The sequence below is a fragment of the Streptomyces sp. HUAS MG91 genome, assembly GCF_040529335.1.
Lineage (GTDB): Bacteria > Actinomycetota > Actinomycetes > Streptomycetales > Streptomycetaceae > Streptomyces > Streptomyces tabacisoli.
The window spans coordinates 4676263-4702011 of record NZ_CP159534.1 but is presented as its reverse complement, the minus strand read 5'-3'; the positions used below and the strand labels follow the sequence as shown (position 1 = coordinate 4702011).

At 71.5% G+C, this 25749-nt stretch carries 27 protein-coding genes; 16 read left to right on the top strand and 11 right to left on the bottom strand.

Features of this window, described 5'->3' with window-relative positions; genetic code table 11:
• Window positions 1–6: 6 nt before the first annotated feature.
• Together ABII15_RS21450 and ABII15_RS21445 are read right to left on the bottom strand one after the other, a co-directional pair.
• Window positions 7–966, bottom strand: a complete 960-nt coding sequence (locus ABII15_RS21450) for an iron-siderophore ABC transporter substrate-binding protein (protein ID WP_353943936.1) — start codon at window positions 964–966, stop codon at window positions 7–9.
• A gap of 573 nt (window positions 967–1539) precedes the next feature.
• The gene (locus ABII15_RS21445) at window positions 1540–3804 is read right to left on the bottom strand and encodes a heavy metal translocating P-type ATPase (RefSeq protein WP_353943935.1); all 2265 of its coding nucleotides are present in this window, start codon (window positions 3802–3804) and stop codon (window positions 1540–1542) included.
• Window positions 3805–3960: 156 nt separating this feature from the next.
• Here ABII15_RS21445 and ABII15_RS21440 point away from each other — a divergent pair, with 156 nt between their 5' ends.
• Window positions 3961–4833 carry a hypothetical protein gene (locus ABII15_RS21440; protein WP_353943934.1) on the top strand — a complete coding sequence of 291 codons (873 nt, stop codon included), beginning with the start codon at window positions 3961–3963 and terminating at the stop codon, window positions 4831–4833.
• Window positions 4834–4872: 39 nt separating this feature from the next.
• Window positions 4873–5568, top strand: coding sequence for a copper homeostasis protein CutC (locus ABII15_RS21435; RefSeq protein WP_353943933.1), 696 nt, complete (start codon window positions 4873–4875; stop codon window positions 5566–5568).
• A gap of 144 nt (window positions 5569–5712) precedes the next feature.
• Here the strand turns inward: ABII15_RS21435 and ABII15_RS21430 are convergent, their stop codons facing one another.
• Window positions 5713–7758, bottom strand: a complete 2046-nt coding sequence (locus ABII15_RS21430) for an ATP-binding domain-containing protein (RefSeq protein WP_353943932.1) — start codon at window positions 7756–7758, stop codon at window positions 5713–5715.
• Window positions 7759–8081: 323 nt separating this feature from the next.
• On the opposite strand from ABII15_RS21430, the gene ABII15_RS21425 reads away from it, so the two are divergent.
• A complete protein-coding gene (locus ABII15_RS21425; protein ID WP_353943931.1) occupies window positions 8082–8723 on the top strand; it encodes a hypothetical protein in 642 nt (213 codons plus the stop codon).
• Between the two features lie 88 nt (window positions 8724–8811).
• Window positions 8812–10059, top strand: coding sequence for a Cmx/CmrA family chloramphenicol efflux MFS transporter (locus ABII15_RS21420; RefSeq protein ID WP_353943930.1), 1248 nt, complete (start codon window positions 8812–8814; stop codon window positions 10057–10059).
• On the opposite strand, the gene ABII15_RS21415 is transcribed toward ABII15_RS21420, so the two are convergent.
• A complete protein-coding gene (locus ABII15_RS21415) occupies window positions 10016–10282 on the bottom strand; it encodes a DUF4031 domain-containing protein (protein WP_353943929.1) in 267 nt (88 codons plus the stop codon). The genes ABII15_RS21420 and ABII15_RS21415 overlap by 44 nt on opposite strands.
• Window positions 10279–10659, bottom strand: coding sequence for a hypothetical protein (locus tag ABII15_RS21410; RefSeq protein ID WP_351454843.1), 381 nt, complete (start codon window positions 10657–10659; stop codon window positions 10279–10281). The genes ABII15_RS21415 and ABII15_RS21410 overlap by 4 nt, the downstream gene beginning before the upstream one ends.
• A 103-nt stretch (window positions 10660–10762) precedes the next feature.
• On the opposite strand from ABII15_RS21410, the gene ABII15_RS21405 reads away from it, so the two are divergent.
• The 4 genes from ABII15_RS21405 to ABII15_RS21390 all read left to right on the top strand — a co-directional run bounded on the left by ABII15_RS21405 (window position 10763) and on the right by ABII15_RS21390 (window position 15134).
• The gene (locus tag ABII15_RS21405) at window positions 10763–11692 is read left to right on the top strand and encodes a MurR/RpiR family transcriptional regulator (protein WP_353943928.1); all 930 of its coding nucleotides are present in this window, start codon (window positions 10763–10765) and stop codon (window positions 11690–11692) included.
• A 335-nt stretch (window positions 11693–12027) separates the two neighbouring features.
• The gene (murQ, locus tag ABII15_RS21400; RefSeq protein ID WP_353943927.1) at window positions 12028–12975 is read left to right on the top strand and encodes an N-acetylmuramic acid 6-phosphate etherase; all 948 of its coding nucleotides are present in this window, start codon (window positions 12028–12030) and stop codon (window positions 12973–12975) included.
• A gap of 51 nt (window positions 12976–13026) precedes the next feature.
• A complete protein-coding gene (locus ABII15_RS21395) occupies window positions 13027–14484 on the top strand; it encodes a PTS transporter subunit EIIC (RefSeq protein ID WP_353943926.1) in 1458 nt (485 codons plus the stop codon).
• 71 nt (window positions 14485–14555) lie between these two features.
• A complete protein-coding gene (locus tag ABII15_RS21390) occupies window positions 14556–15134 on the top strand; it encodes a CGNR zinc finger domain-containing protein (protein ID WP_353943925.1) in 579 nt (192 codons plus the stop codon).
• A gap of 9 nt (window positions 15135–15143) precedes the next feature.
• Here the strand turns inward: ABII15_RS21390 and ABII15_RS21385 are convergent, their stop codons facing one another.
• The 4 genes from ABII15_RS21385 to ABII15_RS21370 form a co-directional block, all read right to left on the bottom strand.
• A complete protein-coding gene (locus tag ABII15_RS21385) occupies window positions 15144–15896 on the bottom strand; it encodes a GAF domain-containing protein (protein ID WP_353943924.1) in 753 nt (250 codons plus the stop codon).
• A 1-nt stretch (window position 15897) separates the two neighbouring features.
• On the bottom strand, window positions 15898–16635 hold the full coding sequence (locus ABII15_RS21380) for a GAF and ANTAR domain-containing protein (protein WP_353943923.1): 738 nt from the start codon (window positions 16633–16635) through the stop codon (window positions 15898–15900).
• A 360-nt stretch (window positions 16636–16995) separates the two neighbouring features.
• Window positions 16996–17202 carry a hypothetical protein gene (locus ABII15_RS21375; protein ID WP_353943922.1) on the bottom strand — a complete coding sequence of 69 codons (207 nt, stop codon included), beginning with the start codon at window positions 17200–17202 and terminating at the stop codon, window positions 16996–16998.
• On the bottom strand, window positions 17199–17414 hold the full coding sequence (locus ABII15_RS21370; protein WP_353947139.1) for a hypothetical protein: 216 nt from the start codon (window positions 17412–17414) through the stop codon (window positions 17199–17201). The genes ABII15_RS21375 and ABII15_RS21370 overlap by 4 nt, the downstream gene beginning before the upstream one ends.
• Before the next feature lie 123 nt (window positions 17415–17537).
• On the opposite strand from ABII15_RS21370, the gene ABII15_RS21365 reads away from it, so the two are divergent.
• The 4 genes from ABII15_RS21365 to ABII15_RS21350 all read left to right on the top strand — a co-directional run bounded on the left by ABII15_RS21365 (window position 17538) and on the right by ABII15_RS21350 (window position 20586).
• Window positions 17538–18386 (top strand): helix-turn-helix transcriptional regulator, encoded by an 849-nt coding sequence (locus ABII15_RS21365; protein ID WP_353943921.1) that lies wholly within the window; start codon window positions 17538–17540, stop codon window positions 18384–18386.
• Entirely contained in the window at window positions 18358–18573 is a 216-nt protein-coding gene (locus ABII15_RS21360) for a DUF397 domain-containing protein (RefSeq protein WP_353943920.1), read from the top strand. The genes ABII15_RS21365 and ABII15_RS21360 overlap by 29 nt, the downstream gene beginning before the upstream one ends.
• Before the next feature lie 260 nt (window positions 18574–18833).
• A complete protein-coding gene (locus ABII15_RS21355; protein ID WP_353943919.1) occupies window positions 18834–19751 on the top strand; it encodes a hypothetical protein in 918 nt (305 codons plus the stop codon).
• Between the two features lie 22 nt (window positions 19752–19773).
• Window positions 19774–20586, top strand: a complete 813-nt coding sequence (locus ABII15_RS21350; RefSeq protein WP_353943918.1) for a hypothetical protein — start codon at window positions 19774–19776, stop codon at window positions 20584–20586.
• 9 nt (window positions 20587–20595) lie between these two features.
• Here the strand turns inward: ABII15_RS21350 and ABII15_RS21345 are convergent, their stop codons facing one another.
• Window positions 20596–21243 (bottom strand): helix-turn-helix domain-containing protein, encoded by a 648-nt coding sequence (locus ABII15_RS21345; RefSeq protein WP_353947138.1) that lies wholly within the window; start codon window positions 21241–21243, stop codon window positions 20596–20598.
• 202 nt (window positions 21244–21445) lie between these two features.
• On the opposite strand from ABII15_RS21345, the gene ABII15_RS21340 reads away from it, so the two are divergent.
• The 4 genes from ABII15_RS21340 (at window position 21446) to ABII15_RS21325 (ending at window position 23878) form a co-directional block, all read left to right on the top strand.
• Window positions 21446–22894 carry an MFS transporter gene (locus tag ABII15_RS21340; protein WP_353943917.1) on the top strand — a complete coding sequence of 483 codons (1449 nt, stop codon included), beginning with the start codon at window positions 21446–21448 and terminating at the stop codon, window positions 22892–22894.
• A 71-nt stretch (window positions 22895–22965) separates the two neighbouring features.
• Window positions 22966–23253: a hypothetical protein gene (locus tag ABII15_RS21335; RefSeq protein WP_353943916.1), complete on the top strand. Its 288-nt coding sequence runs from the start codon at window positions 22966–22968 to the stop codon at window positions 23251–23253.
• A 113-nt stretch (window positions 23254–23366) separates the two neighbouring features.
• On the top strand, window positions 23367–23618 hold the full coding sequence (locus ABII15_RS21330; protein WP_353943915.1) for a type II toxin-antitoxin system prevent-host-death family antitoxin: 252 nt from the start codon (window positions 23367–23369) through the stop codon (window positions 23616–23618).
• Window positions 23615–23878, top strand: a complete 264-nt coding sequence (locus tag ABII15_RS21325) for a Txe/YoeB family addiction module toxin (protein ID WP_353943914.1) — start codon at window positions 23615–23617, stop codon at window positions 23876–23878. The genes ABII15_RS21330 and ABII15_RS21325 overlap by 4 nt, the downstream gene beginning before the upstream one ends.
• An 85-nt stretch (window positions 23879–23963) precedes the next feature.
• On the opposite strand, the gene groL is transcribed toward ABII15_RS21325, so the two are convergent.
• A complete protein-coding gene (gene groL / locus ABII15_RS21320; protein ID WP_018528027.1) occupies window positions 23964–25589 on the bottom strand; it encodes a chaperonin GroEL in 1626 nt (541 codons plus the stop codon).
• Between the last annotated feature and the right edge of the window lie 160 nt (window positions 25590–25749).

The following is a 25749-nucleotide window of genomic DNA, read 5'->3' as shown; positions in this document are numbered from 1 at the left end:
CCCGGGTCACCGGGCGAGGTCGGACTCCAGCTCGCCGAGGATCTGGTTCGCCGCGGTGTATCCGATGCCCTGGATCCACAGCTCGTCGTCGACCTGGAACACCTTGCCGTCCCGCACGGCCCGCAGCTTCCGCCACAGGCCGCTCGTGGTGGTCTCGGTGACCTTCGCCTTGCCCGGACTGCCGTACGTGGACGTGAAGATGACGTCCGCGTCGGCCATGTCGATCTGCTCGGGGCTCACGTCGTAGCTGAACCCGTCCTTGGCCTTGTCGGTGATCGCGGGGCGGCCGATGCCGACGTCGGCGAGGATCGTGCCAATGTAGTTCTTCTTGCCGTAGATCCGGATGTCGGCGCCTTCGACGAACCGGACGACGTTGACGTCGACGCCCGCCGCCTTCGCCCTGCCGCCGAGTGCCTTGGTGACGGCGGCGACGTGCTCCTCGTACTTCTTGACGGCCGTGCGGGCCTGCTTCTTCCTGCCGAGGGCGTCGGCGTGCACGAGGAAGTTCTGCTTCCAGGGGTAGCCGGTCGTCTCCGTGAGCACGGTCGGGGCGATGTGGCTGAGCTGCTGGTAACGCCCGCCGTCGCGGACCTTGTTGCTGAGGATCAGGTCCGGCTTCAGCGCGGCGATCTTCTCCAGGCCGGGGTTGGCGATCTCGCCGACCTCGGTGATGCCGTCGGTCTTGTCCTCGGGGAGGTACGAGAGGAAGGCGTCCTCGGCGCCGGCTCGCGTGGCGCCCACCGGGGTGACGCCGAGGGTGATCGCGGAGTCGAGTTCGGCCGTGTCCAGGACGACGACGCGCTTGGGGTGGTCCTTGACCTTCACGTCGCCCATGGCGGTCTTGACGGTGTGGGTACCGGGGCCGGGGCCGGAGTTGTCCTTCTCCGATCCACCGGAGGTGCAGGCCGTCAGGGTCAGGGCCAGGGCCAGGGTGACGAGGGCGGGGTGGGGGCGCGGTGCGGTCACGGGTTGCCTTCCGTCCGTCGGGGCTGCCCCCTGAGTCTGACCTCTCCCCTGCTCCCCCACGCCCCAATTCCCCCAGTTCCCAAGCACACCACCGTCGTGGCTGGTCGCGCAGTTCCCCGCGCCCCTGAAACCCGTTCCCACGCGCGCCACCGTCGTGGCTGGGTTGCGCAGTTCCCCGCGCCCCTGAAAACCAGCCGTCACGCGCGCCTCTCGTCGTGGCTGGTCGCGCAGTTCCCCGCGCCCCTGAGATGCGCACTTCGTGCGCCATCTCATCAAGAGAGGCGCACGAGGCACAGCTTCCGGCGGAGAGGCACGCGAACCTCAGCCTCCGACGGAGAGGCGCGCGGAGCGCGGCCTCTCGGGGGAGGCGCGGCGGAGCCGCAGCCTCAAGGGGAAGGCGCGCGAAGCGCAGCCTTCAGGGGCGCGGGGAACTGCGCGAGAAGAGGCCACCGGGCCGCAGACGAACGACAACTCGACCAGCCCCCACCGGCCCGCGGACGAACGACAAACGCGACCAGCCCCCCACCGGGCCGCAGACGAACGACAACACGACCAGCCCCACCGGGCCGCAGCCTAGAAGCCGGCCCTGAAGCGCCGCAGTCGCAGGCTGTTGGCGACCACGAAGACCGAGGAGAAGGCCATGGCGGCACCGGCGATCATGGGATTCAAAAGGCCCGCCGCGGCGAGCGGCAACGCGGCCACGTTGTAGGCGAACGCCCAGAACAGATTCGAGCGGATCGTGCCCAGCGTGCGCCGGGCGAGCCGAATCGCGTCGCCCGCCGACCGCAGGTCACCCCGGACCAGCGTCAGATCCCCGGCCTCGATGGCGGCATCCGTACCCGTCCCCATGGCAAGCCCCAGATCGGCCTGCGCCAGCGCCGCCGCGTCGTTGACCCCGTCACCGACCATGGCCACGGAACGCCCCTCCCCCTGAAGCCGCTTGACGACATCGACCTTGTCCTGGGGCAGCACCTCAGAGATGACATCGGCGGGGTCGGTGATCCCGACCTCGGCGGCGACGGCACGGGCGACGGCGGCATTGTCACCGGTCAGCAGAACGGGCCGCAGCCCCAACTCCCGCAGCCGCCGCACGGCCTCGGCACTGGTGTCCTTCACGGCGTCGGCGACCTCGAGCACGGCGCGCGCGGCCCCGTCCCAGGCCACCGCGATCACGGTCCGCCCGGCCTCCTCGGCGGCGGCCTTGGCGCGGGCCAGCGGCTCGGGGAGCCGGATCTCCCACTCCTCCAGCAACTGCTCCCGCCCGACCAGCACCGCGTGCCCGTCGACGACGCCCTGCACGCCGAGCCCGGCGACGTTCGCGAAGTCCTCGGGGACGGGCAGCGGGCCCACGCGCTCGGCGGCGCCCGTGGCCACGGCCCGCGCGATCGGGTGCTCGGAGCTGTGCTCCAGCGCGCCCGCGAGCCGCAGCACCTCGTCCTCGGTCGTGCCGTCGGCGACGTGCGCGGCGAGCAGCGTCATCCGCCCGGTCGTCACGGTGCCGGTCTTGTCGAGGACGATCGTGTCGACGCGGCGGGTCGTCTCCAGGACCTCGGGGCCCTTGATGAGGATGCCGAGCTGGGCGCCGCGCCCGGTGCCGACCATGAGCGCGGTCGGGGTGGCGAGCCCGAGGGCGCACGGGCAGGCGATGATGAGGACGGCGACGGCGGCGGTGAAGGCGGCCGTCCAGCCCGCGCCGTTGCCGAGCCAGAAGCCCAGCGTGGCGATCGCGAGGGCGATGACGACCGGGACGAAGACGCCGGAGATCCGGTCGGCGAGCCGCTGGGCGGCGGCCTTGCCGTTCTGCGCGTCCTCGACCATGCGGGCCATCCGCGCGAGCTGGGTGTCGGAACCGACCCGGGTGGCCTCGACGACGAGCCGTCCCCCGGCGTTCAGCGTGGCGCCGGTGACGGTGTCGCCGACCGCGACCTCGACCGGCACGGACTCGCCGGTGAGCATGGAGGCGTCGACGGCGGAGGAGCCCTCGACGACGGTGCCGTCCGTGGCGATCTTCTCGCCGGGCCGCACCAGGAAACGGTCCCCGGTCCTCAACTCACCGATCGGGACCGTCGCTTCCCGCCCGCCGGCGCGCAGCACCGTCACGTCCTTGGCGCCCAGTTCGAGCAGCGCCCTGAGCGCGGCGCCCGCCTTCCGCTTGGAACGGGCTTCGAAGTACCGGCCCGCGAGGATGAACGCGGTGACGCCCGCGGCGGCCTCCAGATAGATGTTCCCCGCACCGTCACCGCGCCCGATGGTCAGCTCGAAGGGGTGCGTCATGCCGGGGGTGCCCGCGGTGCCGAAGAACAGCGCCCACACCGACCACAGGAACGCGGCCGAGGTGCCCAGCGAGATCAGCGTGTCCATCGTCGCGGCGCCGTGCCGCGCGTTCGTGAACGCCGCCCGGTGGAACGGCCAGGCCGCGTACGTGACGACGGGCGCCGCCAGTGTCAGGGACAGCCACTGCCAGTACTGGAACTGGAGGGCCGGGACCATCGCCATCGCGATGACGGGAACGGCGAGCACGACGGCGGTGATCAGGCGCTGGCGCAGCGGCCGCAGCTCGTCGTCGGCCGCGCTCCCGGCGTCCCTGTCGGTCTCGACGGCGGGCGGCTCGGGCTCGTGGGCCGTGTAGCCGGTGGCCTCGACCTTCGCGATCAGATCGGCGACGGACACCCCGTCGGCATAGCTGACCTGCGCCTTCTCGGTCGCGTAGTTGACGGTCGCCTCGACGCCGTCCATCCGGTTCAGCTTCTTCTCGATCCGGGCGGCGCAGGACGCGCAGGTCATGCCACCGATGGCGAGTTCCACCCGGGCGGGCGGGGCGACGGTGTGCGCCGACATGCTGCCTCCTTCGGTCGGGGTCCGTGGGGCGGGTGCCCCACATTATGATCCAGTTATACCCCCAGGGGGTACCTAGAACAAGGCCGGACCCTGCTTGACAGGATACCCCCCATGGGTATGGTCGGAGAAACCCGCCCCCGCCACGAGGAGCCCGTCATGCACACCGGACTGAAGATCGCCGCCGTCGCGGCCGCGGCCGCCGCCACGTTCGGCACGGCGTACGGGGTGGGGAGCGGGGTGACTCCCGTGATCGCGGAGCAGCGGCCGCCCGCACACGAGAGGCACGGCGGCGAGGAGACCCACGCGGGCGAGGCGGACACCGTTCCCGGCGGCCTCCAGGTCTCCGACCGCGGCTACACCCTCGACCTGGAACGGGACCGCCTCCCCGGCCCGACCGGCGTCCTCCGCTTCACGATCCGCAAGGACACCGAGGGCGGCGCCGGGGAGCCCCTGACCTCGTACGAGACGGAGCACGGCAAGCAGCTGCACCTGATCGTCGCCTCGCGCGATCTGACCGCGTACCGCCATCTGCACCCGGTGCGGGCGGCCGACGGCACCTGGTCGACGCCCGTCTCGCTGCCCAAGGCGGGCGACTACCGCGTCTTCGCCGACTTCACCCCGCGCGGCGCGCAGGAGGGCCTGACGCTCGGCGCCGGGCTCGGCGTCGCGGGGACGTACGCGCCCGCGCCGCTGCCGGAGCACTCCACGACGGCACGTGTCGCGGGTGGCTACGAGGTCCGGGTGGACGGCGAACTGGCGGCGGGCGCGGCCCGCGAGCTGACCCTGACCGTCACCAGGAACGGCCGGCCCGTCACCGATCTGGACCCCTACCTCGGCGCGTACGGGCACTTGGTCGCCCTGCGCGCGGGCGATCTGGCCTACCTTCACGTTCACCCGCACGACGGCAGGCCGGGGCCGGAGGTTTCCTTCACCGCGACCGCGCCCAGCACCGGGACGTACCGGCTCTTCCTCGATTTCAAGCACGACGGCGAGGTCAGGACGGCTGCGTTCACGGTGCACGCGGCGTAGGCTGAGCGGGACATTGGACTAGACCTATTCAGGAGCCTCATGAGCAAGCGTGCAGTCCTGGAGGTGATCGCCCTCGACGCCGAGGACGCCGTCGCCGCCCAGGCCGGTGGCGCGGACCGCCTTGAGCTGGTCACCGACATGGCCGCGGACGGGCTGACGCCGTCGGTGGAGACGTTCGCGGCGATCCGCGGGGCCGTGGACATCTCGCTGCGCGTGATGCTCCGGCTCGCGGACGGTTTCGCCGCCGGTGACGTCTCGGAGCTGGTGGCGCGGGCGCGGGCGTTGCGGGCGGCGGGTGCCGACGAGTTCGTGCTCGGGTTCCTCGACGATCACGGGGGGCCCGATCTGGCGGCCGTGGAGCGGCTGGTGGGCGAGCTGGACGGGTGCCGGTGGACGTTCCACCGGGCCATCGACCGGGCCGCCGACCGGGACGCCCTGCGCAAGCAGCTCGCCGATCTGCCCGGCCTGGACACGTATCTGACGGCGGGTTCGGCGGACGGCGTGGACGCCGGGGTCGACGTGCTCGTCGCGGAGGCGGCGCGGTCGGCTGCCGGGGAGCCCGGGTACGAGCAGCAGATCCTGGTCGGCGGGGGGCTCCGCCTGGAGCATGTCGCCGGGTTGCGCGGGGCCGGGATCTCGGCCTTCCACATCGGCGGCGCGGCGCGGCCCTCCGGGTGGGCGGGCCCGGTCTCGTCGCAGTCCGTCCGCCTCTGGCGCGACACCCTGGACTCCTGACCACGCAGTTCCCCGCGCTCCTGAAAGGCCTGCGGCCTTCAGGGGAGGCTGCGCGTCAGCGCATGCCTCAGGGGCGCGGGGAACTGCGCGAGACGCGGCCACCGGCCCGCAGACGAAAGACAACCCAACAGGGGCGCGGGCGAGCTACACGGGGGCCAGTTCGCCCGGCAGGGCTGTGGCGTGGACCACCACCAGCCCCGACACGGCACGGGTCAGCGCCACATACAGCCGCCGCAACCCGGTCCGCTCATCAGGCTCACCGCTCACCACGGCAGCCGGCTCGTCGAGGACGACGTAGTCGTACTCAAGCCCCTTGGCCAGCGATGCCGGGACGAGCGTCAGCCGCGCCTCGGCCGTCGTCTCCTCACCCGGCGCGAGAAACACCATCCCCGCCTCGGTCAGCAACTCCCCCAGCACCGCACACCGCGCATCGGCCGCGATGAGCCCGATCGACCCCTCGTGCTCCAGCGCCTCCCGGCACGCGGCGACCACATCGAGGTCCTCCGAAACGCCCCGCACCTCGAACACCCCGGGGTTCTCACGTACCGACGCCACGGGCGCGAGCCCCGGCGCGATGTGCGGCAGGAGCCGGGAGGCGTACGTGATGACGTCGGTCGGCACACGGAAACCGGCCGTCAGTTCCTCCACCACGGCGTCCGGCTTGCCCAGGTGCCCCAGCGCCTCGGCCCAACTCTGGGTGGCCCAGGGCGTGGTCCCCTGCGCGAGGTCGCCGAGCACGGTCACGGACCCGGTCGAGGCGCGCCGCCCGACGGCCCGGTACTGCATCGGGGAGAGGTCCTGCGCCTCGTCGAGCACGACGTGCCCGAGCGAGTGCGTGCGCTCGACGAGGTCGGCGGCCTCGTCGATCAGCACGGCGTCGGCGGCGGACCACTTGACGGTCTTGACGCTGCGCGCGGGCTTGGCCCACAGCACGGTCTTCTGTTCCTGCTCGTCGAGCAGCCCGTCGGCGTGCTCGGCGAGGAAGTCGGCGTCGGACAGCAGCCGCATGACCAGCTTGGCGGGGTCAATGGGCGGCCAGATCTCCTTGACGGCGGCCTTGACGGCGGTGTTGCGCGCGACGGCGTTCTGGACCCGGTCGTCCGGGGCCTCTCCGGCCCGCTCCATCTGGACGAGCACGGCGTGCGCGATGCGCTGCGGCAGGGCCTCGCGCGCGGCGCCGTACCGCATGTCGCGGCCCATCAACTCGCGGACGATCTCTTCGAGTTCGTACGAGGCGACCCGCCACCGCCGTGAGCCGCGCACGACCACGACGCCCTCGCCCGGCAGCGTGATGTGCGAGCGCAGCGCCCGCCGCAGCACCTCGGCCATCCGGGCGTCGCCCTTGATCAGCGCGGCGGGCGCCTCGTCGGCGCCGCGCACCTCCACCGGCCCGGCGACGAGGTCGTCGACGGTCGCCTGCTTGACCTCCAACTCGCCCAGCGCGGGCAGCACTTGCTCGATGTAGTGGAGGAACGACTTGTTCGGCCCGATGACGAGGGTGCCGGTGCGGGCGAGCCGCTCGCGGTGCGCGTACAGCAGGTAGGCGACACGGTGCAGGCCGACGGCGGTCTTACCGGTGCCGGGCCCGCCCTGCACGCAGACCGAACCGGCGAGCCCGCTGCGGACGATCTCGTCCTGCTCGGGCTGGATGGTGGCGACGATGTCGCGCATCGGGCCGACGCGCGGGCGCTCGATCTCCTGCTGGAGCAGTTGGCTGGTGCGCTCGGCCTCGGCCGGGTCGGTCAGGTTCTCGTCCTCGTAGGCGGTCAGCTCGCCGCCCGTGTAACCGAACCTGCGGCGCAGCGCCACGTCCATCGGGTCCTTCTTCGAGGCCCGGTAGAACGGCTGGGAGACCGGCGCGCGCCAGTCGATGACCATCGGGTCGCCCTCGGCGTCGTGCACGTGGCGCCGCCCGATGTAGAACTGCTCCCCCTCCGCGCCCTCGGCCTGTTCGGCGCCGGGGGCGTGTAGGTAGTCGAGCCTGCCGAAGAAGAGCGGGGTGTGGCTCAGGTCGGCGAGCGCCTTGATCCGCTCCTCGATCTGGCGCTGGAGCACCTCGGCGTTCACCCAGTTCGCGGTGACGTCTCGGATGTCCAGGGCCTCGGCGTCCTCACGCATGGCGCGCAGGGCGGCGCGGGACGAGGAGAGGTGCGCACGCTCACGGTCGAGCGGCGACGCTGACTGACTCACGGGTTCTGCCTCCGGCACACGGTACGAGTACGACACGGGCCGGCCGGTTTCCGACCGGGCGGCGGCGGCGCGCTCCGCGAGGGAGGCGGGCAGGACGCGCGAGTGTATGTCACCGCCACACGCAGGGGCAACGAGGTTTTTGCGCAGTCGCCCGCCCGCGCCCCGGTGGGGCTTCTCGCGCAGTTCCCCGCGCCCCTGAGAGGCCTGCGGCCTCCAGGGGAGGCTGCGCGCAGCGCACGCCTCAGGGGCGCGGGGAACTGCGCGGCCAGCCCCCACCGGAGCCGCAGACGGAGGACGGGTCGGGGCGGCGCTAGGGTCGGTGCATGAGTGAGTTGCGGGAACGGTTCGCGCGGACATTGCGGGCGGCGACGACGACGGAGAACCCCGGGACGGATCCGTACCCGTACGCCGACAACCTCCTCACCCGCTGGGCGGAACCCCACCGCCGCTACCACACCCGGACCCACCTCACCGCGGTCCTCGACCACATCGACGTACTGGAAGAGCACGCGGCGAACCCCGAGACAGTGCGCCTCGCCGCGTGGTTCCACGACGCGGTGTACCGCCCGGACCGCTCCGAGAACGAGGAGCGGTCGGCCGCCCTCGCGGTGCGCGCCCTCACCGAGGCCGGCCTGCCGGAGCCCACGGTGACCGAGGTGGCCCGCCTGGTCCGGCTCACGGTCACCCACGATCCGGCCGACGGCGACACCGACGGCGAGACCCTGTGCGACGCCGACCTGGCGATCCTGGCGGCGGCCCCGGACGCGTACGCGGCCTACACGCGAAGCGTCCGCGAGGAGTACGCGTTCGTCCCCGACGAGGCGTTCCGGGAGGGCCGGGCGGCGATCCTCCGCCAACTCCTCGATCTCCCGGCCCTGTTCAGAACCCCGTACGGAAAGAAGCACTGGACGACCCCGGCCCGGGACAACCTGACGACAGAGCTGCGCCTGCTGGCGCCCCACTGAGGGCGCGGGAAACCGTACCCACCGGGAATGCCACCCCCACCGTCCCCGGTTGCCGTTTTACATGCCGCCAAATTCCACCACCACCAAGATGCCCCTGGCCGTCTACATACTCGGCCTGAGCGTCTTCGCTCTCGGCACGAGCGAGTTCATGCTCTCCGGGCTGCTCCCGGCCGTCGCCGACGACATGGACGTCACGATCCCGCAGGCGGGCCTGCTGATCTCGGCGTTCGCGATCGGCATGGTCGTGGGCGCCCCGCTGCTCGCGGTGGCGACCCTGCGCCTGCCCCGCCGCACCACCCTCATCGCCCTGATCACGACCTTCGGCCTGGGTCAGATCGCGGGCGCCCTCGCCCCCACGTACGGCATCCTCTTCGCGTCCCGCGTCGTCTCCGCGCTGGCCTGCGCCGGGTTCTGGGCGGTCGGCGCGGCCGTCGCCATCGCGATGGTGCCGGTGAACCAGCGGGCCCGCGCGATGGCGGTGATGATCGGCGGCCTGTCGATCGCGAACGTGCTGGGCGTCCCGGCCGGCGCCTTCCTCGGTGACGGCCTCGGCTGGCGCGCGGCGTTCTGGGCGGTCGGCGCCGCCTCGGCGATCGCGCTCGTCGGCATCGTCACGCTCGTCCCGCACATCCCGCGCCCGGCCGAACGCCCGCGCCTGAAGCGCGAGTTGTCCATCTACGCGGACCGGCAGGTGTGGCTGTCGATCGCGGTGACGGCGCTGGCGGCGGGCGGTGTCTTCTGCGCGTTCAGCTATCTGTCCCCGTTCCTGACGGACGTGGCGGGCCTGGACGAGGGCTGGGTCCCCGCGGTGCTCGCCCTGTTCGGCATCGGCGCGCTGGTCGGCACGACGGTCGGCGGCCGGGTCGCGGACGCGCACCTCTTCGGGGTGCTGCTGTCCGGCACCGCGCTGTCCACCGTCTTCCTCGCCGCGCTGGCCCTGCTCGGGCACCTTGAGATCGCGGCGGTGGCCCTGTCGTTCCTGCTCGGCCTGTCCGCCTTCTTCACGGCCCCGGCGCTCAACGCCCGGATGTTCAACGTGGCGGGAGCGGCCCCCACCCTGGCGGGCGCCACCACGACCGCCGCCTTCAACCTGGGCAACACGGGCGGGCCCTGGCTCGGCGGCACGGTCATCGACGCCGACCTCGGTTATCCGGCGGTCGCCTGGGCGGGCGGCGCGATGACGGTGCTCGCGCTGGCCCTGACGGCGGTGAGCCTGCGCCTGCACCGGCGCACGGCGTCGTCCCGGGTCGTCACCTCCAGCGCCGCCGCGCCGCAGGCCGCCCCTTCGGACGCTACGCGGGCCGCCCCTTCGGACGCCGCAGCCCCGCGGCCGTGAGCCTGCGCACCAGTTCCTTCGAGCCGACCGTCACGGCCCCGGCCCGCACCGCGTCCTCGTAGCGGTGCGCCGGGATGTCGTAGTGGTCGCGCTCGAAGGCGCGCTCCGGCACCCCCAACCCGCCTGCGAACAGGTGCAGTTCGTCGAACGAGACGTCGCTCACGAGATGTGACCACAGCCGCCCGTGGCCGGGCCAGGTCGGCGGGTCGATGTAGACGGTCACCCGGCCACGGCTCCCAGCGAGCCGACCGGCGCGACGACCACTCCGGCCTCCGAGCACACCCAGTGCGGGTCGGCGCCCAGCTCCGGCTCGACGTCGAGCGCGTGCGGCCCGTCCGTGCCCGAGCCCGGACCGCACACCGGGCACACCGGCCAGCGCCCGTGCCGCTCCAGGATCCCGTCCTGCACGTCCTGCGCCACGAGACCGGTGACGAACTCGACGCCCTCCGGCCACTGCTCCACCCACCAGCGGCGCTGCGTGATCGACTCCTCGACGAGCGAGACCACGTCCGCGTCGGCCACGTCGACGGCCTTCAGGTCCGCGAGGATCAGCGCGCGGGCCGCGTGCAGGGCCTGTTCCAGGGGGCTGATGGTGTTCATCCCCCCATTGTCCCGCGCACGTGTTCCGTGCGTCGCGGATGTGACGCAGGTCCCGGCCGTTCGACCCTTGACCCCCACCGGTCGCGAAAATATCTTTCATCATGTGAGCAATGACGTGAAGGAAAGTTTCGCCAACGACGCGCCGCCCGCCCCGGCCGCCCTCGCGGCCAAGGTGCGGACCCTGGCCCCGTCGATGACGCGATCCATGCAGCGGGTCGCGGAGGCGGTCGCCGGTGATCCCGCCGGCTGCGCCGCCCTGACCGTCACCGGCCTCGCCGAGCTCACCGGCACCAGCGAGGCGACGGTGGTCCGCACCGCCCGCCTCCTCGGCTACCCCGGCTACCGCGACCTGCGCCTGGCCCTCGCCGGGCTCGCCGCCCAGCAGCAGTCGGGCCGGGCGCCCGCCGTCACCGCCGACATCGCGGTCGACGACCCGATCGCCGACGTGGTCGCGAAGCTGGCCTACGACGAGCAGCAGACCCTCGCCGACACCGCCGCCGGGCTCGACACCGTGCAGCTCGGCGCCGCCGTGGGCGCGCTCGCGGCGGCCGGGCGCGTGGAGATCTACGGCATGGCCGCGTCGGGGCTGGTCGCCCAGGACCTGGCGCAGAAGCTGCTGCGCATCGGCCACGTCGCGTACGCGCACTCGGATCCGCACCTCGCCGTCACGAACGCCGTGAGTCTGCGCTCCGGAGACGTGGCCGTCGCCATCACCCACTCCGGCGCCACCAGCGACGTCATCGAACCCCTCCGCGTCGCCTTCGAGCACGGCGCGACGACGATCGCGATCACGGGCCGTCCGGACGCGCCGGTCTCCCAGTACGCGGACCACATCCTCACGACGTCGATCGCCCGCGAGAGCGAGTTGCGGCCCGCCGCCATGTCGTCCCGGACGAGTCAGCTCCTCGTGGTCGACTGCCTCTTCGTGGGCGTGGCCCAGCGCAACTACGAGTCCGCGGCCCCGGCCCTCTCCGCCTCCTACGAGGCCCTGGCCCACCGCCACCGCGCCGCTCCGCGGAGCAGCAGGTCATGAGGCCCGTCTCCCATCTGCGGCCCGGTGGGGCTTCTCGCGCAGTTCCCCGCGCCCCCGAGGCATGCGCTCCGCGCAACCTCCCCCCGAGGCTGCCGCTCCGCCGCGCCTCTCAAGCTGAGATGCCGCACGAAGTGCGCATCTCAGGGGCGCGGGGAACTGCGCGACCAGCCACGACGAAACCGGCACCCGACCACGAGGAGGAGCAGCGCGAAGCGCACGCTCCAGGGGCGCGGGGAACTGCGCGACCAGCCACGACGAAACCGGCACCTGACCCGCCCCCGGCAGACGCACCCCCGAACCAACAGCCACCCGCACAGAAAGCCCCCGAGACGACGATGTCCACCGACGCCACGTACACAGAACTCCGCGCCCAGCTGGCCACCCTCACCACAGAAGCCTTCCGCCCGGAACTCGCCGAGATCGACCAGCTCCCCACCCAGGAGATCGCCAGGATCATGAACGGCGAGGACGCCACGGTCCCCGGCGCCGTGGCGGCCCAGCTCCCCCAGATCTCGGCGGCGATCGACGGCACCGCCACCCGCATGGCCCGCGGCGGCCGCCTGATCTACGCGGGCGCGGGCACGGCCGGCCGCCTCGGTGTCCTGGACGCGTCCGAGTGCCCGCCCACCTTCAACACCGACCCGGCCGAGGTCGTCGGCCTCATCGCGGGCGGCCCCTCCGCGATGGTCACCGCGGTCGAGGGCGCCGAGGACTCCAAGGACCTGGCCGCCGAGGACCTGGCCGCGCTGAACCTGACGGAAAACGATGTCGTGGTCGGCATCTCGGCCTCGGGCCGCACCCCGTACGCCATCGGCGCCGTGGAGCACGCGAAGAAGACGTACGGCGCGCTCACCATCGGCCTGTCCTGCAACGCGGACAGCGCCCTCGCGGCCGCCGCCGACCACGGCATCGAGGTCGTCGTCGGCCCCGAACTGCTCACCGGCTCGACCCGCCTGAAGGCGGGCACGGCCCAGAAGCTCGTGCTGAACATGCTGTCGACGATCACCATGATCCGGCTCGGCAAGACGTACGGGAACCTCATGGTCGACGTCCGCGCGTCGAACGAGAAGCTGCGGGCCCGCTCCCGCCGCATCGTCGCCCTGGCCACGGGCGCCGAGGACGCCGTCATCGAGGCCGCGCTCGCCGCCACCGACGGCGAGGTGAAGAACGCGATCCTCGTCGTCCTCGGCGACGTCGACGGCCCCACGGCCGCCCGCCTGCTGGCCGAGTCCGACGGCCACCTGCGCGCCGCGCTCGCCGCGGCCGCCGGCACCACCCCCTGACCCCACCCCTCCATCCCCCAGCACCACCCGCACAGCAAGGCAGCTCGCACCATGGCTGAGAACAAGAACCGCGACGTGGCGGCCTCGATCCTCCCGCTCGTCGGCGGGCCGGAGAACGTCACCTCGGTAGTCCACTGCATGACCCGGCTCCGGCTGGGTCTGGCCGACCGCTCGCTGGTCCAGGACGAGGCGCTGAAGGCGCTGCCCGATGTCATGGGCGTGGTCGAGGACGAGACGTACCAGATCGTCCTCGGCCCCGGAAAGGTCGCTCGGGTCACCCCCGAGTTCGAGGCGCTCGTCGAGGAGGGCAAGGCCGCCGCCCCGGCACCGGCGGCCTCCACTCCCCACCCGGCGACGGCCGAGGAACTGGCCGCCCAGGGCGCGGAGTTGAGGGCGGCGCGGAAGGCGAAGAACGCCACCCCGTTCAAGCTCTTCCTGCGCAAGATCGCCAACATCTTCGTGCCGCTGATCCCGGCGCTGATCGGCTGCGGCATCGTCGCGGGCATCAACGGCCTGCTGATCAACCTGGAGTGGCTGCCCTCCGTCACCCCCGCCCTCGCGGCCATCGCCTCCGGATTCATGTCGCTGATCGCGGTGTTCGTCGGCTACAACACGGCGAAGGAGTTCGGCGGCACCCCGATCCTGGGCGGCGCGGTCGCGGCGATCATCGTGTACGCGGGTGTCGCGAACATCGAGGCGTTCGGCCAGAAGCTCTCGCCCGGCCAGGGCGGTGTGCTCGGCGCGCTCGGCGCGGCGGTGCTCGCGGTGTACGTGGAGAAGTGGTGCCGCAAGTGGGTCCCGGAGGCGATCGACGTCCTGGTCACCCCCACCCTCACGGTCCTGATCTCCGGCCTGGTCACGATCTTCGGCCTGATGTACGTGGCCGGGGAGATCTCCACCGGTATCGGTACGGCGGCGAACTGGCTCCTGGACAACACCGGCGCCTTCGCGGGCCTGGTCCTCGGCGGGCTGTTCCTCCCGCTGGTCATGCTGGGTCTGCACCAGGCACTCATCCCGATCCACACCACCCTCATCGAGCAGCAGGGCTACACGGTCCTGCTCCCCATCCTGGCGATGGCGGGCGCGGGCCAGGTCGGCTGTGCGATCGCGGTGTTCAAGCGCCTCAAGCACAACACGTCGATCCGCAACACGATCAAGTCGGCGCTCCCCGCGGGCTTCCTGGGCGTGGGCGAGCCGCTGATCTACGGTGTCTCGCTGCCGCTCGGCCGGCCGTTCATCACGGCGTGCGTTGGCGGTGCGGCGGGCGGCGCGTTCGTCGGCCTGTTCTCGATGCTGGGTGACAAGGTCGGCTCGACGGCGATCGGCCCGTCCGGCTGGGCGCTGTTCCCGCTCCTGGACGGTAACCACGGCTGGGGCTCCACGGCCCTGATCTACCTCGGCGGCCTCCTGATCGGCTACGCGGTCGGTTTCGTCGCCACGTACTTCTTCGGCTTCAGCAAGCAAATGCTCCTGGACCTGAACGCCCCCGCGGACACGGCGCGCCCCTGAAGGCCGCAGGCCTCTCAGGGGCGCGGGGAACTGCGCGACCAGCCCCCACGAAGACTGCTAGCGTGCCCGGCATGGTGGACACGCGCACCGACCCCCACACCTTCCGCTGGTACGGCGGTCGCATCTCGGTCGACTTCACAGCCACCCTCACCGGCCACATCCCCCACACCGTGGAACACCTGCGCACCCCCGCCGACCTCTCCCACTGGTCCCGAGCCGCCCGCCTCTCGGACGCCCCGCTCCCCGACGCGACCCCCCGCGCCCTCGACCAGGCCCGCCAGTTGAGAGAGGCCCTGCACCGGACGTTCCTGCACGCGGCGAAGCCCGCCCCGGACGACCTGGACACCATCAGCACGTGGTCGGCCCGCTCCCTGCCGGGCCCCCGCCTCACCACGGCGGAGAACGACGCCCCGACCCTGTGCCGCCCCCGACTCCACCTCACCGGCGACCTGTTGACCCTGATCGCCCGCGACGGCGTCGACCTGCTCACGGGCCGCCACAGCCACCGTATCCGCGAGTGCGCCGCCCCCGACTGCACCCTCCTCTTCGTCGACGTCAGCCGTCCGGGCCGCCGCCGCTGGTGCTCGATGGACGTGTGCGGGGCGCGGGCGAAGATGGCCGGGTACCGGGCGCGCAGAACGCGGGAGTGACGATGCGGCTCACCGCCGGAGGGACTCGGGTGCCAGGCGGTGGGAGAGGAAGGCGCGGGCGAGTTCGGTGATGGGCCCGTCCGCGGCGGCGTGCGCGCGCAGTCTCAGCAGGGCCTGGCCCAGCGGGATGCCGAGTGAACTGGCGAGGTAGCCGGTGGCCTGGTGCACCTCGGCATGGTGCAGCCGCAGACCGGCGTCCGCCGTGGCGGGCCTGGCCGGGGCGGGATCGTCGAGCTGGGTGATCAGCGCGAGCAGCAGGATCCGTGCCAGGTGGTGCAGGGAGACGAGCTGGTCGGCGGTGAGCGGGCCGGGAGTGGCGCGGTAGCCGGTGAGGACTCCGAGGGTGGCGCTCCCCGCCTTCACGGGGAGGGCCACGACCGACCCGACCCGGGTTTTGACGAAGGGCAGGAACAAGGGCCAGCGGGACGGTTCGACCGCTTCCAGGTCCGGCTCGGTCACCGTCCGGCCCTCCTGGGCGGCCTGCCAGACGGGCCCGTCCCCGACGGTGTACTGAAGGGTGTCGAGCTCGGCGCCCAGGCCTCGGGGCGGGTCGGCCCAGAGCAGTTCGGGCCGGCCGTCCTGGGCGAGGGCGTTCAGCGTGAGGGCGTCGAGCCCGAACAGGCGGGCGGTGTCGTGGGGAAGTGCGCGGGCCGGACCGTCTCCGGCCCGGACGGCGCGGTGCGCCCGGGCCAGCAGACCGGCAAGGCCGTCGTCGGACGGGGGGACGCCATCGGGGCGGGTGTCTCGCGGGTTGCCAGGCATGTCAGTTCGTCCTGTCGAACTCGGCGGGGAAGTCCCGCCGCGTGATCCGGCGGGCCACGTCGATCAGTCTCAGCTGCCGGGAGCGGGCGTGCCCGCGCAAGATCTTGAAGGCGGCGTCGACGTCGATGCCGAGCCGCTGGGCCAGCATGCCTTTCGCCTGCTCGATCACGATGCGCGATTGCAGCGCTGTCGTCAGCTGGTTGACGACCTCGTCGCTGGCCAGCAGGGTCTGCCGGTGGTGCAGCCGGACGGCGGTGGCGTCGGCCAGCAACTGGGCGGCGTGCAGGTTCGTGGCGGAGATCGGGCTGGAGCCTTTTTGCAGCAGGTTCAGGGAGCCCAGGCTGTTCTCACTGATCCGCAGCGGCACGGCGGCGACGCTGCTGTACCCCTCGGCCAGTGCCCGCGGGGCGAACAGCGGCCAGTGCTCGAAGGCGCCGACGGCCGGGTGCAGCAGAAGCGGCGGGAGAACCTCGCCGCTGCGCGCGCTGTCCACGCAGGGGCCCTCGTCCAGGTCGAGCTGGGCCTCCTCCAGGCGGGCACACACCTCGTCGGACGCGGTCAGATAGTCGACGCGGCCGGTCTCGTCGAGGATGGTGACACCGGCCGAGTGCACCTGTCCCAGGCGCACGGTGTACGCGGTGAGATCGTGCAGCAGTTCCAGCACGTCGAACCCGTCAGGGCGAGAGCTCAGGTCGAGCACGGCCTGGGCAACAGGGAAGTCGTTCGTTACGGCAGACATCACAGAGGTCCGTTCCGTCGCCTCCCCCCACGGACCCGCGAGGGGTCAGGGGACCGGGCGCTCAGAACACCCGAGGAGGCCACCGTTCAAGGGGGCTCGGCCCAATACGGCCGCTTCATGCCCGCTGACGGAACGCTCCGGCACTCGCCTCGAATCCTGGTCAACCATCCGAGCTGCCCCAGCGACCGGATCCACCCGGCCCAGACAACTCACGGTACGCATCCCAGCGTAGCCCCAACTCGCCACCCCGGAGCCCGAACCCAGCCACCCATCGAGCCGGATTCCCTCCAGGGCGCGGGACGACGGCCCAGGCCGCCCCGCACCCCACACCGGCCCCTGCGGACGGCGTCCCGGACCGGCCTAGGGCAGCCGCCCCTCCCGGTTGACCTCCCGCACCCGCGCCCGCAGTTCCTCCGCCACCGGCGCGGGCGCCACGGCCTCCGGCGGGCAGTCCCACTCGACTCCCCCGCCCGGCGGCCTGAGCTGTACGCATCCGCCCTCGGTGGCCATGATCTGCCCGATCCGCCCGTCCCGTACGTCGATCACGTACTCCCCGATCGTGCTCACCGGCGCACCTCGTGCAGTACGGCCGTCAGCCGCATCGCCGTATCCAGGTTCACGCATCCCAGGTCCACCAGCGGATACGGCGACTCCCCCGCCGCCGACACCGGATCCACCCGCACCGAAGGCAGCAGCACCCCCACCGTCAGCAGTTCCGCCTTGAGTCCCGCGATGGCCTCCTCGACCGCCCGAATCCGTTCCGCGTCCCGCACGACCATCCTGACCAGCACCCTTCTTCCACCGAGTGTTCCGCATTCCTCACCCAGCGTGACGGCATCCGTTCTACGCTTTCCAGAGCACCGGCCCAACAAAGGGTGTTGCTGCCACGGGAGTTGATGTACATGTCCGGACCGAAGGACCTCGACCCCTCGTCGCGCCGCGTCATGATCGGCGAAGAGCTCCGCCACGCCCGGGAGAGAGCAGCCCTCACCCAACAGGCCCTGGGCGAGCTGCTGTTCGTCAGCGGTTCGTACGTCGGCCAGATGGAAGCGGGGACGCGGCGCATCCTGCCCGACATGGCCGTGCGGCTCGACGAGATCCTGAAGAGCGGGGGCTTCTTCGTCCGGCACTGCACGAAGGCGAACCGGTCGAAGCACCCGGAGCACTTCGCCGAAGCGGCGGAGGCGGAAGCGCTGGCGACCACGATCATGGAGTACGGGGGGATGCTCATCCCCGGCCTGCTCCAGACGCCGGAGTACGCACGCGCGGTGTTCCGGGACTTCCAGCCCACAGCGCCGGACGAGGTCATCGACGAACTGCTGGCGGCCCGGATGGAGCGGGCACACCTCCTCGACGATCCAACAAAGCCGTTGTTGTGGGTCGTTCTGGACGAGGCGGCTCTGCGCCGACCGGTCGGCGGACCAGCGGTGATGGCGGACAACCTCCGCCATGTCGCCGACATGATGCGCAGGCACCGGGCCGTCGTCCAGGTGCTCCCGTTCTCAGCGGGAGGTCACGCCTCACTGCACGGCTTGCTCAAGCTCATGCACTTCGACGACGCACCCCCGCTCGCCTTGATCGAGGCTCCTTCCGTCGGCCTCCTGCTGGACGATCCAGCGACCGTCAGCCGCCACCAGCTGACCTACGATCTGCTCAGGGCCAACGCACTCACCCCGAAACAGTCCCTGGCCCTGATCACTTCAGTGGCAGAGGATTACGCGCATGAAGATCACAAACCGCCCCGTGCCTGACCTCACCTCGGCCATCTGGCACAAGTCCACGTACAGCGGCGGCGAGGGCAACAACTGCCTCGAAGTCTCCTACGCCCACCCGGAACTGATCCCGGTCCGCGACTCCAAGAACCCCTCCGGCCCGAAGCTCGTGCTCCGGGCGGCAGCCTGGACGGCGTTCATCGACGACCTGCGCCGCAACGGCTGACGATCCGCCCGAAGCTCAAGCCCCGGGCTCCGAGCTGCGCTTTCAAGGATGGGGAGGTGGGTCTCAACCCACCCTCCCACCCTGCGAGTTGGCACGAGCGGCGACTTTCCGGGTCCGACTTGCCACGCAGGGTGACGACCGTTTAGCGTGCCCGAAACAACGAACGGCCCCCGCCGGTGCGCCAACACCGAACGAGGGCCTATCCATCGAGATCGAATGCGAGTCGATCCATGGCTGACGCCTACTTTAGTGCCGCACGCATGCCCGCGCATCCCGCCGCCAGCCCCGGCTACGGCAAACGCTCGGCACCGGACCAAGCCCCGCGCACGAACGCCGACTTCGCCCATCTCCCGCCCCGCGAAGCGCACATCGCGGGATTCATCGACCGGCTGCACGACGGCGCGGACATCTCGGTGAAGCTGCTCGCGTCCTGTCTCCCGTACGGCCAGCAGGCCATGCGTACGGCGCTGAACAACCTCCAGGCGGCGGGCCACCTGCGGCGCGGCCGGGAACACGTGGTGGGCTCGGGGAGCGCGCGCTGGGTGACACGGACGTGGTTCTCGCGGACGGCGCGGGACGACGCGTGGTGGACGAAGTTCCTGCGGGGCGACGTGCCGGAGGAAGAGACACCACGGCAACCAGGACCGACCCGGAACCGCGCGTACATCCTCCTGGCGGCGCTGGGCCGGACGGCGCCGGTGCTGGCGCTGTCGGCGAAGGAGTGCACGGAGCTGGGCCCGCTGACGGAGGCCTGGTTCGAGAGGGGCGCCGACGAGTCGGCGGTCGTGCACGCGCTGACGACGGGCCTGCCGACGCCGGTCCACAGCCCGGCGGCACTGGTCCGCAGCCGCCTGATCGCGAAACTGCCACCGGAACCGGCACCGCGCCCGCCGCTGCGCGTGGTGGAGTGCGCGACCTGCGGGGACCCGGGCCGCCCGGAGGACATCAGGGCGGGCCGTTGCGGCATGTGCCGGGGCACGAGCCACCCACCGGCGCACCCCGCGCCCCCGCCCGCCCTCACCGCCGAGGCCGTCCACGCGCGGGCGGCACAGATCCGTACGGCGATGCGCGCGGAGACCCCGGGAACCCCGCCCCGGAGCCGGATCCCGTACGACCCCCGCGATACGGTTCTCGCTCACCACACCCACACAGGCCGCGCACACCCTTCGGCCACCTGAGAACCGCCGGAGGCCCCGCGCCATGCGCACCGCTCTGTCCCTGACCGCTGCCGTCGCGGCCGCCGCGCTGCTGTGCGCGGGCTGCTCGTCCGAACCGGAGTGGACGACCGACAAGGACAAGGAGCCGGACAAAAGCGCGACGGCCGACCCCGCCGCCGCCGTGCGCAAGGCGGTCGCGGCCGTCCGCGCGAGCTCGGCGCACACCGACCAGAAGATCGTGATCGACGCCGGCCCGAGCGGCCGGTACGAGATCGACGTGACCGGCGGCTTCGACCTGGCAGCCGACCGGGGCACGCTGAAGGTGCACATGGTCGACAAGCCCGGCCAGAACGAGGTCGACGAGATATTCACCGGCGGCAAGGTGCACGTCTCCGGCATGCCGCAGCTGGAGAAGGGCACCTGGGCGACGATGCCGCGCGAGCGGACCGAGTCCCACTACGCGCTGCGCGCCCCGGTCAACGACCCCGAGTACGTGCTCCAGCAGGTCTCCGCGATGCGCGAGGTGACCGAGGTCGGCACGGAGACCGTCGGCGGGATCCGCGCCACGCACTACCGGGGCACGCTCGCCCACGCCGCCCTCACCCGCCGCATGGCCTCCGACGTCCGCGCCAAGATGGACGAGACGAGGAAACTCGTGGGCGACGACCTGCCGGTCTTCGCCGACGCCTGGATCGACACCGAGGGCCGCGTCACCCGCACCCGCACGGACATGAACCTGGCCGGCGTCCGCATGACGGTCACCCTGAACCTGACGGCCCACGGAAAGCCGGTCACGGCGAAGGCCCCCGCCCCCACCGAGCCCGTCACAGAACTCTCCGGAGTCTTCCTCGGCTGAGCCGCCCGCTCAGCCCCCGGCCTGCAACCGCAGGCCCGCCAGCGTCAGATCCAGCGCGGAGCGGAACTGGTCCACGTCGTCGTGGCCCTCGAACTCGTCGGCGATCTCGTGCACGAACGGGAACTCCGCCGGATCCAGCTCCCGCCAGGTGGCGACGAAGCGGCCCAGGAACTCGTCGCGGCTGACGGCCCCGTCGAGGACCTCGGCGGGCGGCTCCTGACCCAGGTCGACGGCCGAACCGACGACGACGCCCGTGACCGCCGAGACGGCATGGAAGCGCTGGCGGGGCGTGAGGTTCATGCGCAGCGACTGCTGGCCCAGCTTCTCCCACAGCCGCAGGGAGTTGTTCTGGAGGTCGGTGTTGCGCATGAAGTAGCTGCCCAGCCAGGGGCGCTCCACGATCGCGTCGAACAGCGTCAGCGCCATCGCGCGCAGCGCGTCGATCGGGTCGTCCTGCTCCGGCAGCGCCTCGATGTCGGCGAGGACCATGCCGATCACATGGTCGGTCGCGCGGTCCAGCAGCTCGTCCTTGCTCGCCACATACCAGTAGATGCTGGCGACCCCGCCGCCCAGACGCTGCGCGAGCGCCCGGAACGTCAGCGCGGACGGACCCGCCTCGTCGAGCAGTGCCACCGCCTCGGTCAGCACGGACTCCATCGAGTGCGACGCCCGTCGGCGTCCCCCGGCGGCGGCGCGGTTCTGCGTGCGCGGCATGGCGTCTGCTCCTCACTTCCACCTTCGGTTTTGCATTCCATCGAACGCTGTTCTATCGTAACTTATCGAACGTGGTTCGATGACCGATCGGCGTTCGATGTCTGCACGGAAACTCATTCGGAAACGGACAGAAAGGACCGCTGCCATGACTACTCGCACCTATACGTCGCTGCGCGCGGCGTGGATCCCCCTGGCAGCGCTCTGCCTGGCGTTCTTCGTCGAGATGGTCGACAACACGCTGCTGTCGATCGCGCTGCCCACCATCGGCCGGGACCTCGGCAGCGGCACCACCGCGCTGCAATGGGTCACCGGCGCCTACTCCCTGACCTTCGGCGGCCTGCTGCTCACCGCGGGCTCGATGGCCGACCGGCTCGGCCGCCGCAGAGTGCTGCTGGTCGGGCTCGCCGTGTTCGGCGCGCTCAGCCTGTGCGTCGTCTGGGTCACCACCGCCGGCCAGCTGATCGCCCTGCGCGCCGCGCTCGGCGTGGCCGCCGCCGCGATGGCGCCGATCACGAACTCGCTGGTCTTCCGGCTCTTCGAGGACAAGGCGCTGCGCATGCGCGCCATGACCGTGATGATCGTCGTCGGCATGTCCGGCTTCGTCCTCGGCCCGCTGCTCGGCGGCACCGCCCTGGCCCACGTCCGCTGGGAGTGGCTGCTCGTCGTGAACGCGCCGATCGCCGTGCTCGCCTGCATCGGCGTCCGGCTCGGCGTCCCGGCCGACCGGCCCGAGGACCTGACCAAGGACCGCCTCGACGTGCCGGGCGCCGTCCTGAGCGTCGCCACCATCGGCCTCGCCTGCTACTCGCTGACCAGCGGCGTCGAGCACGGCTGGCTCTCCGCGGCCACCCTCGCCTCGATCGCCGGAGCCGTCCTGGCCGCCATCGCCTTCGTCGTCCGCGAGCGCACCAGCAAGGCCCCGATGCTCGACCTGAGCCTGTTCCGCAACGGCACCGTGCGCGGCGCCGCCCTCGCCCAGATCGGCACCTCGATCGCGATGGCCAGCGTGATGTTCGGGCTGATCCTGCACTTCCAGTACGCCTACGGGTGGAGCCCGGTGCGGGCCGGCCTCGCCAACCTGCCGATCATCGTCACCATGCTCGTCGCGACACCGCTGTCCGAATGGCTCGGCCGCCGCTTCGGCCACCGCGTCGCCTGCCTGGTCGGCGCGGCCTGCCTGGCCGGTTCCCTGGCCGGTCTGTCCTGGGGCGTCGAGCACGGCTACGCCGTCATCGCGATCTGCATGGTCCTCATGACCGTAGGACTGCGCACCGTCATGACGATCTGCGCCGTCGCCCTCGTCGACGCGATGCCCGCCAACCGCACCTCGATCGGCGCCGCCCTCAACGACACCGCCCAGGAGGTCGGCTCCAGCGTCGGCACCGCCATGGTCGGCACGCTGATCGCCGCGCTGGTCACCACCACCCTGCCCACCGGCGTGTGGAGCAGCGACCTCGTCGCCTCCTTCTTCCACGGCGAGCGGATCACCTACGCCGTGCTCGCCGTCGTGGTCGGCGTGATCGCCGCCGTCGGCGCCGCCAGCCTCACCGACTCCCACAGCGTCGAGGAGGCCCCGGCCGAAGAGCTGGTCTGACCCTCGCGAGACGCGCAGCGCGCGGGGCCGCTCGACATGCGGCCCCGCGCGCTTCGCCGCATCCTGGCCCCATGGCTGACAGCACGTTTTCCAAGATCTCCTGGACCGAGTTCCGCCCCGACCAGCGGCGGCTCTCCGTCGGCGCGGGCCTGACCGCCGTCGGCATGCTCGTCGCCGCGGCGGGCGTCGGCGTCCTGGTCTACGAACTGGCCCGCGCGGGCCGCAACTGGACCGGCAGCTGGGAGGTACCGCCCACCGAACTGGCCTCCCGGGCCCTGCGCCAGGCCCAGACCGCCGCCCAGACGGCGACGAAGGCGGGCCGGGAGGCCTGGGACAGCTATGAAGAGGGCACGTCCTGACAGGACGCCGCCCCTGAGCCGAAGCCCGGGACATGAGATTTGTCGTGCCCTCCCCTCCATGGGTACAGTTTCCTGTACGTACATAGTTCTGTACAGCTGTGGAGGAGGCCACGATGCGCACCATGACCTACACGGAGTCCCGGGCGAAGTACGCGGAGACGCTCAACGCGGTCGTCGACGACCGCGAGGAAGTCATAGTGACCCGCGCGGGCCGCGAGCCGGTCGTGATCGTGGCGCTCGACGAGTACGAGTCCCTCAAGGAGACGGCGTACCTGCTGCGCAGCCCGGAGAACGCGCGGCGCATCCTGGCCGCCATCGAAGACCTGGAGAACGGCGGCGGTACGGTCAGGGAGCTGCTCGATTGAAGCTCGTCTGGCAGGAGAAGGCCTGGGCCGACTACGTCCGGTGGCAGGAGCAGGACCGCAAGATACTGAAGCGCATCAACACCCTCCTCCAGGACATCGCCCGCAACGGCCCCGACGAAGGCATCGGCAAGCCCGAACCCCTGAGGCACGGCTTCCACGGCTACTGGTCCCGTCGCATCACCGATGAGCACCGACTGATCTACAAGGTCGAGCAGGACGAGATCCGCGTCGCGGCCTGCCGGTACCACTACGAACGCTGAAACGCCCGAGGGCGGCACCCTCTCCGTGAAGAGAAGGTGCCGCCCTCGGTGCGTACTGCTGGACGGTCGATCAACCAGAGGTCGATCAGAAGTCCATGTCACCGCCCGGCATGCCGCCGCCGGCCGGGGCAGCGCCCGCCTTCTCCGGCTTGTCGGCGATGACGGCCTCGGTGGTGAGGAACAGCGCGGCGATCGACGCGGCGTTCTGCAGCGCGGAGCGCGTCACCTTGGCCGGGTCGAGGATGCCCTCGGCGATCATGTCGACGTACTCGCCCGTGGCGGCGTTCAGACCGTGGCCGACGGCCAGGTTCCGAACCTTCTCCACGACGACGCCGCCCTCAAGGCCGCCGTTGACGGCGATCTGCTTGAGCGGGGCCTCCAGGGCGAGCTTCACGGCGTTGGCGCCGGTCGCCTCGTCACCCTCGAGCTCCAGCTTCTCGAAGACCGCGGAGGCCTGCAGCAGGGCCACGCCACCACCGGCGACGATGCCCTCCTCGACGGCCGCCTTCGCGTTGCGAACGGCGTCCTCGATGCGGTGCTTGCGCTCCTTGAGCTCGACCTCGGTCGCGGCACCGGCCTTGATGACCGCAACACCGCCGGCGAGCTTCGCCAGGCGCTCCTGCAGCTTCTCGCGGTCGTAGTCGCTGTCCGAGTTCTCGATCTCGGCACGGATCTGGTTGACGCGGCCCTGGACCTGGTCGCTGTCACCGGAGCCGTCGACGATCGTCGTCTCGTCCTTGGTGATGACGACCTTGCGGGCGCGGCCGAGCAGGTCGAGACCGGCGTTCTCCAGCTTGAGGCCGACCTCCTCGGAGATGACGGTGCCACCGGTGAGGATGGCGATGTCGCCGAGCATGGCCTTGCGGCGGTCACCGAAGCCCGGGGCCTTGACGGCGACGGACTTGAAGGTGCCACGGATCTTGTTGACGACCAGGGTCGACAGGGCCTCGCCCTCGACGTCCTCGGCGATGATCAGCAGGGGCTTGCCCGACTGCATGACCTTCTCCAGCAGCGGAAGGAGGTCCTTCACGTTGCCGATCTTCGAGTTGACGATGAGGATGTACGGGTCCTCCAGCGAGGCCTCCATACGCTCCATGTCGGTGGCGAAGTACGCCGAGATGTAGCCCTTGTCGAAGCGCATACCCTCGGTGAGCTCCAGCTCCAGACCGAAGGTCTGGGACTCCTCGACGGTGATGACGCCTTCCTTGCCGACCTTGTCCATCGCCTCGGCGATGAGCTCGCCGATCTGGGTGTCGGCGGCGGAGATGGAGGCCGTCGAAGCGATCTGCTCCTTGGTCTCGACCTCCTTGGCCTGCTCGAGCAGGGCACCGGAGACGGCCTCGACGGCCTTCTCGATACCGCGCTTGAGGGCCATGGGGTTGGCACCGGCGGCCACGTTGCGCAGACCCTCGCGCACCAGGGCCTGGGCCAGGACGGTCGCGGTCGTCGTGCCGTCACCGGCGACGTCGTCCGTCTTCTTCGCGACCTCCTTGACCAGCTCGGCGCCGATCTTCTCGTACGGGTCCTCGAGCTCGATCTCCTTGGCGATGGACACACCATCGTTGGTGATCGTGGGGGCGCCCCACTTCTTCTCGAGGACGACGTTGCGACCCTTGGGGCCCAGGGTCACCTTGACGGCGTCGGCGAGCTGGTTCATGCCGCGCTCGAGGCCGCGCCGTGCCTCCTCGTCGAACGCGATGATCTTGGCCATGTGAAGTGGTCCTCCCGGACGGGGTGGAAACGCAAACGGACCGTGCTGGTGCCCGCGACGGACGGCCCCCGAGCCTTGTGGTTCCTTGCCCCACCCGGCTCCCGGACCTCACCGACCCGATCCAAGTTCTGTCACTCTCACCTGGAGAGTGCTAAGCCCA

What these genes read in the sequence shown, in the direction of transcription:
- ABII15_RS21445 (WP_353943935.1), bottom strand. Translation starts at nt 3,804, where the DNA reads ATGTCGGCGCACACCGTCGCCCCGCCCGCCCGGGTGGAACTCGCCATC.
- ABII15_RS21440 (WP_353943934.1), top strand. Translation starts at nt 3,961, where the DNA reads ATGCACACCGGACTGAAGATCGCCGCCGTCGCGGCCGCGGCCGCCGCC.
- ABII15_RS21435 (WP_353943933.1), top strand. Translation starts at nt 4,873, where the DNA reads ATGAGCAAGCGTGCAGTCCTGGAGGTGATCGCCCTCGACGCCGAGGAC.
- ABII15_RS21425 (WP_353943931.1), top strand. Translation starts at nt 8,082, where the DNA reads ATGAGTGAGTTGCGGGAACGGTTCGCGCGGACATTGCGGGCGGCGACG.
- ABII15_RS21420 (WP_353943930.1), top strand. Translation starts at nt 8,812, where the DNA reads ATGCCCCTGGCCGTCTACATACTCGGCCTGAGCGTCTTCGCTCTCGGC.
- ABII15_RS21410 (WP_351454843.1), bottom strand. Translation starts at nt 10,659, where the DNA reads ATGAACACCATCAGCCCCCTGGAACAGGCCCTGCACGCGGCCCGCGCG.
- murQ (WP_353943927.1), top strand. Translation starts at nt 12,028, where the DNA reads ATGTCCACCGACGCCACGTACACAGAACTCCGCGCCCAGCTGGCCACC.
- ABII15_RS21395 (WP_353943926.1), top strand. Translation starts at nt 13,027, where the DNA reads ATGGCTGAGAACAAGAACCGCGACGTGGCGGCCTCGATCCTCCCGCTC.
- ABII15_RS21390 (WP_353943925.1), top strand. Translation starts at nt 14,556, where the DNA reads ATGGTGGACACGCGCACCGACCCCCACACCTTCCGCTGGTACGGCGGT.
- ABII15_RS21385 (WP_353943924.1), bottom strand. Translation starts at nt 15,896, where the DNA reads ATGCCTGGCAACCCGCGAGACACCCGCCCCGATGGCGTCCCCCCGTCC.
- ABII15_RS21380 (WP_353943923.1), bottom strand. Translation starts at nt 16,635, where the DNA reads ATGTCTGCCGTAACGAACGACTTCCCTGTTGCCCAGGCCGTGCTCGAC.
- ABII15_RS21370 (WP_353947139.1), bottom strand. Translation starts at nt 17,414, where the DNA reads ATGGTCGTGCGGGACGCGGAACGGATTCGGGCGGTCGAGGAGGCCATC.
- ABII15_RS21365 (WP_353943921.1), top strand. Translation starts at nt 17,538, where the DNA reads ATGTCCGGACCGAAGGACCTCGACCCCTCGTCGCGCCGCGTCATGATC.
- ABII15_RS21360 (WP_353943920.1), top strand. Translation starts at nt 18,358, where the DNA reads ATGAAGATCACAAACCGCCCCGTGCCTGACCTCACCTCGGCCATCTGG.
- ABII15_RS21355 (WP_353943919.1), top strand. Translation starts at nt 18,834, where the DNA reads ATGCCCGCGCATCCCGCCGCCAGCCCCGGCTACGGCAAACGCTCGGCA.
- ABII15_RS21350 (WP_353943918.1), top strand. Translation starts at nt 19,774, where the DNA reads ATGCGCACCGCTCTGTCCCTGACCGCTGCCGTCGCGGCCGCCGCGCTG.
- ABII15_RS21345 (WP_353947138.1), bottom strand. Translation starts at nt 21,243, where the DNA reads ATGGAGTCCGTGCTGACCGAGGCGGTGGCACTGCTCGACGAGGCGGGT.
- ABII15_RS21340 (WP_353943917.1), top strand. Translation starts at nt 21,446, where the DNA reads ATGACTACTCGCACCTATACGTCGCTGCGCGCGGCGTGGATCCCCCTG.
- ABII15_RS21335 (WP_353943916.1), top strand. Translation starts at nt 22,966, where the DNA reads ATGGCTGACAGCACGTTTTCCAAGATCTCCTGGACCGAGTTCCGCCCC.
- ABII15_RS21330 (WP_353943915.1), top strand. Translation starts at nt 23,367, where the DNA reads ATGCGCACCATGACCTACACGGAGTCCCGGGCGAAGTACGCGGAGACG.
- groL (WP_018528027.1), bottom strand. Translation starts at nt 25,589, where the DNA reads ATGGCCAAGATCATCGCGTTCGACGAGGAGGCACGGCGCGGCCTCGAG.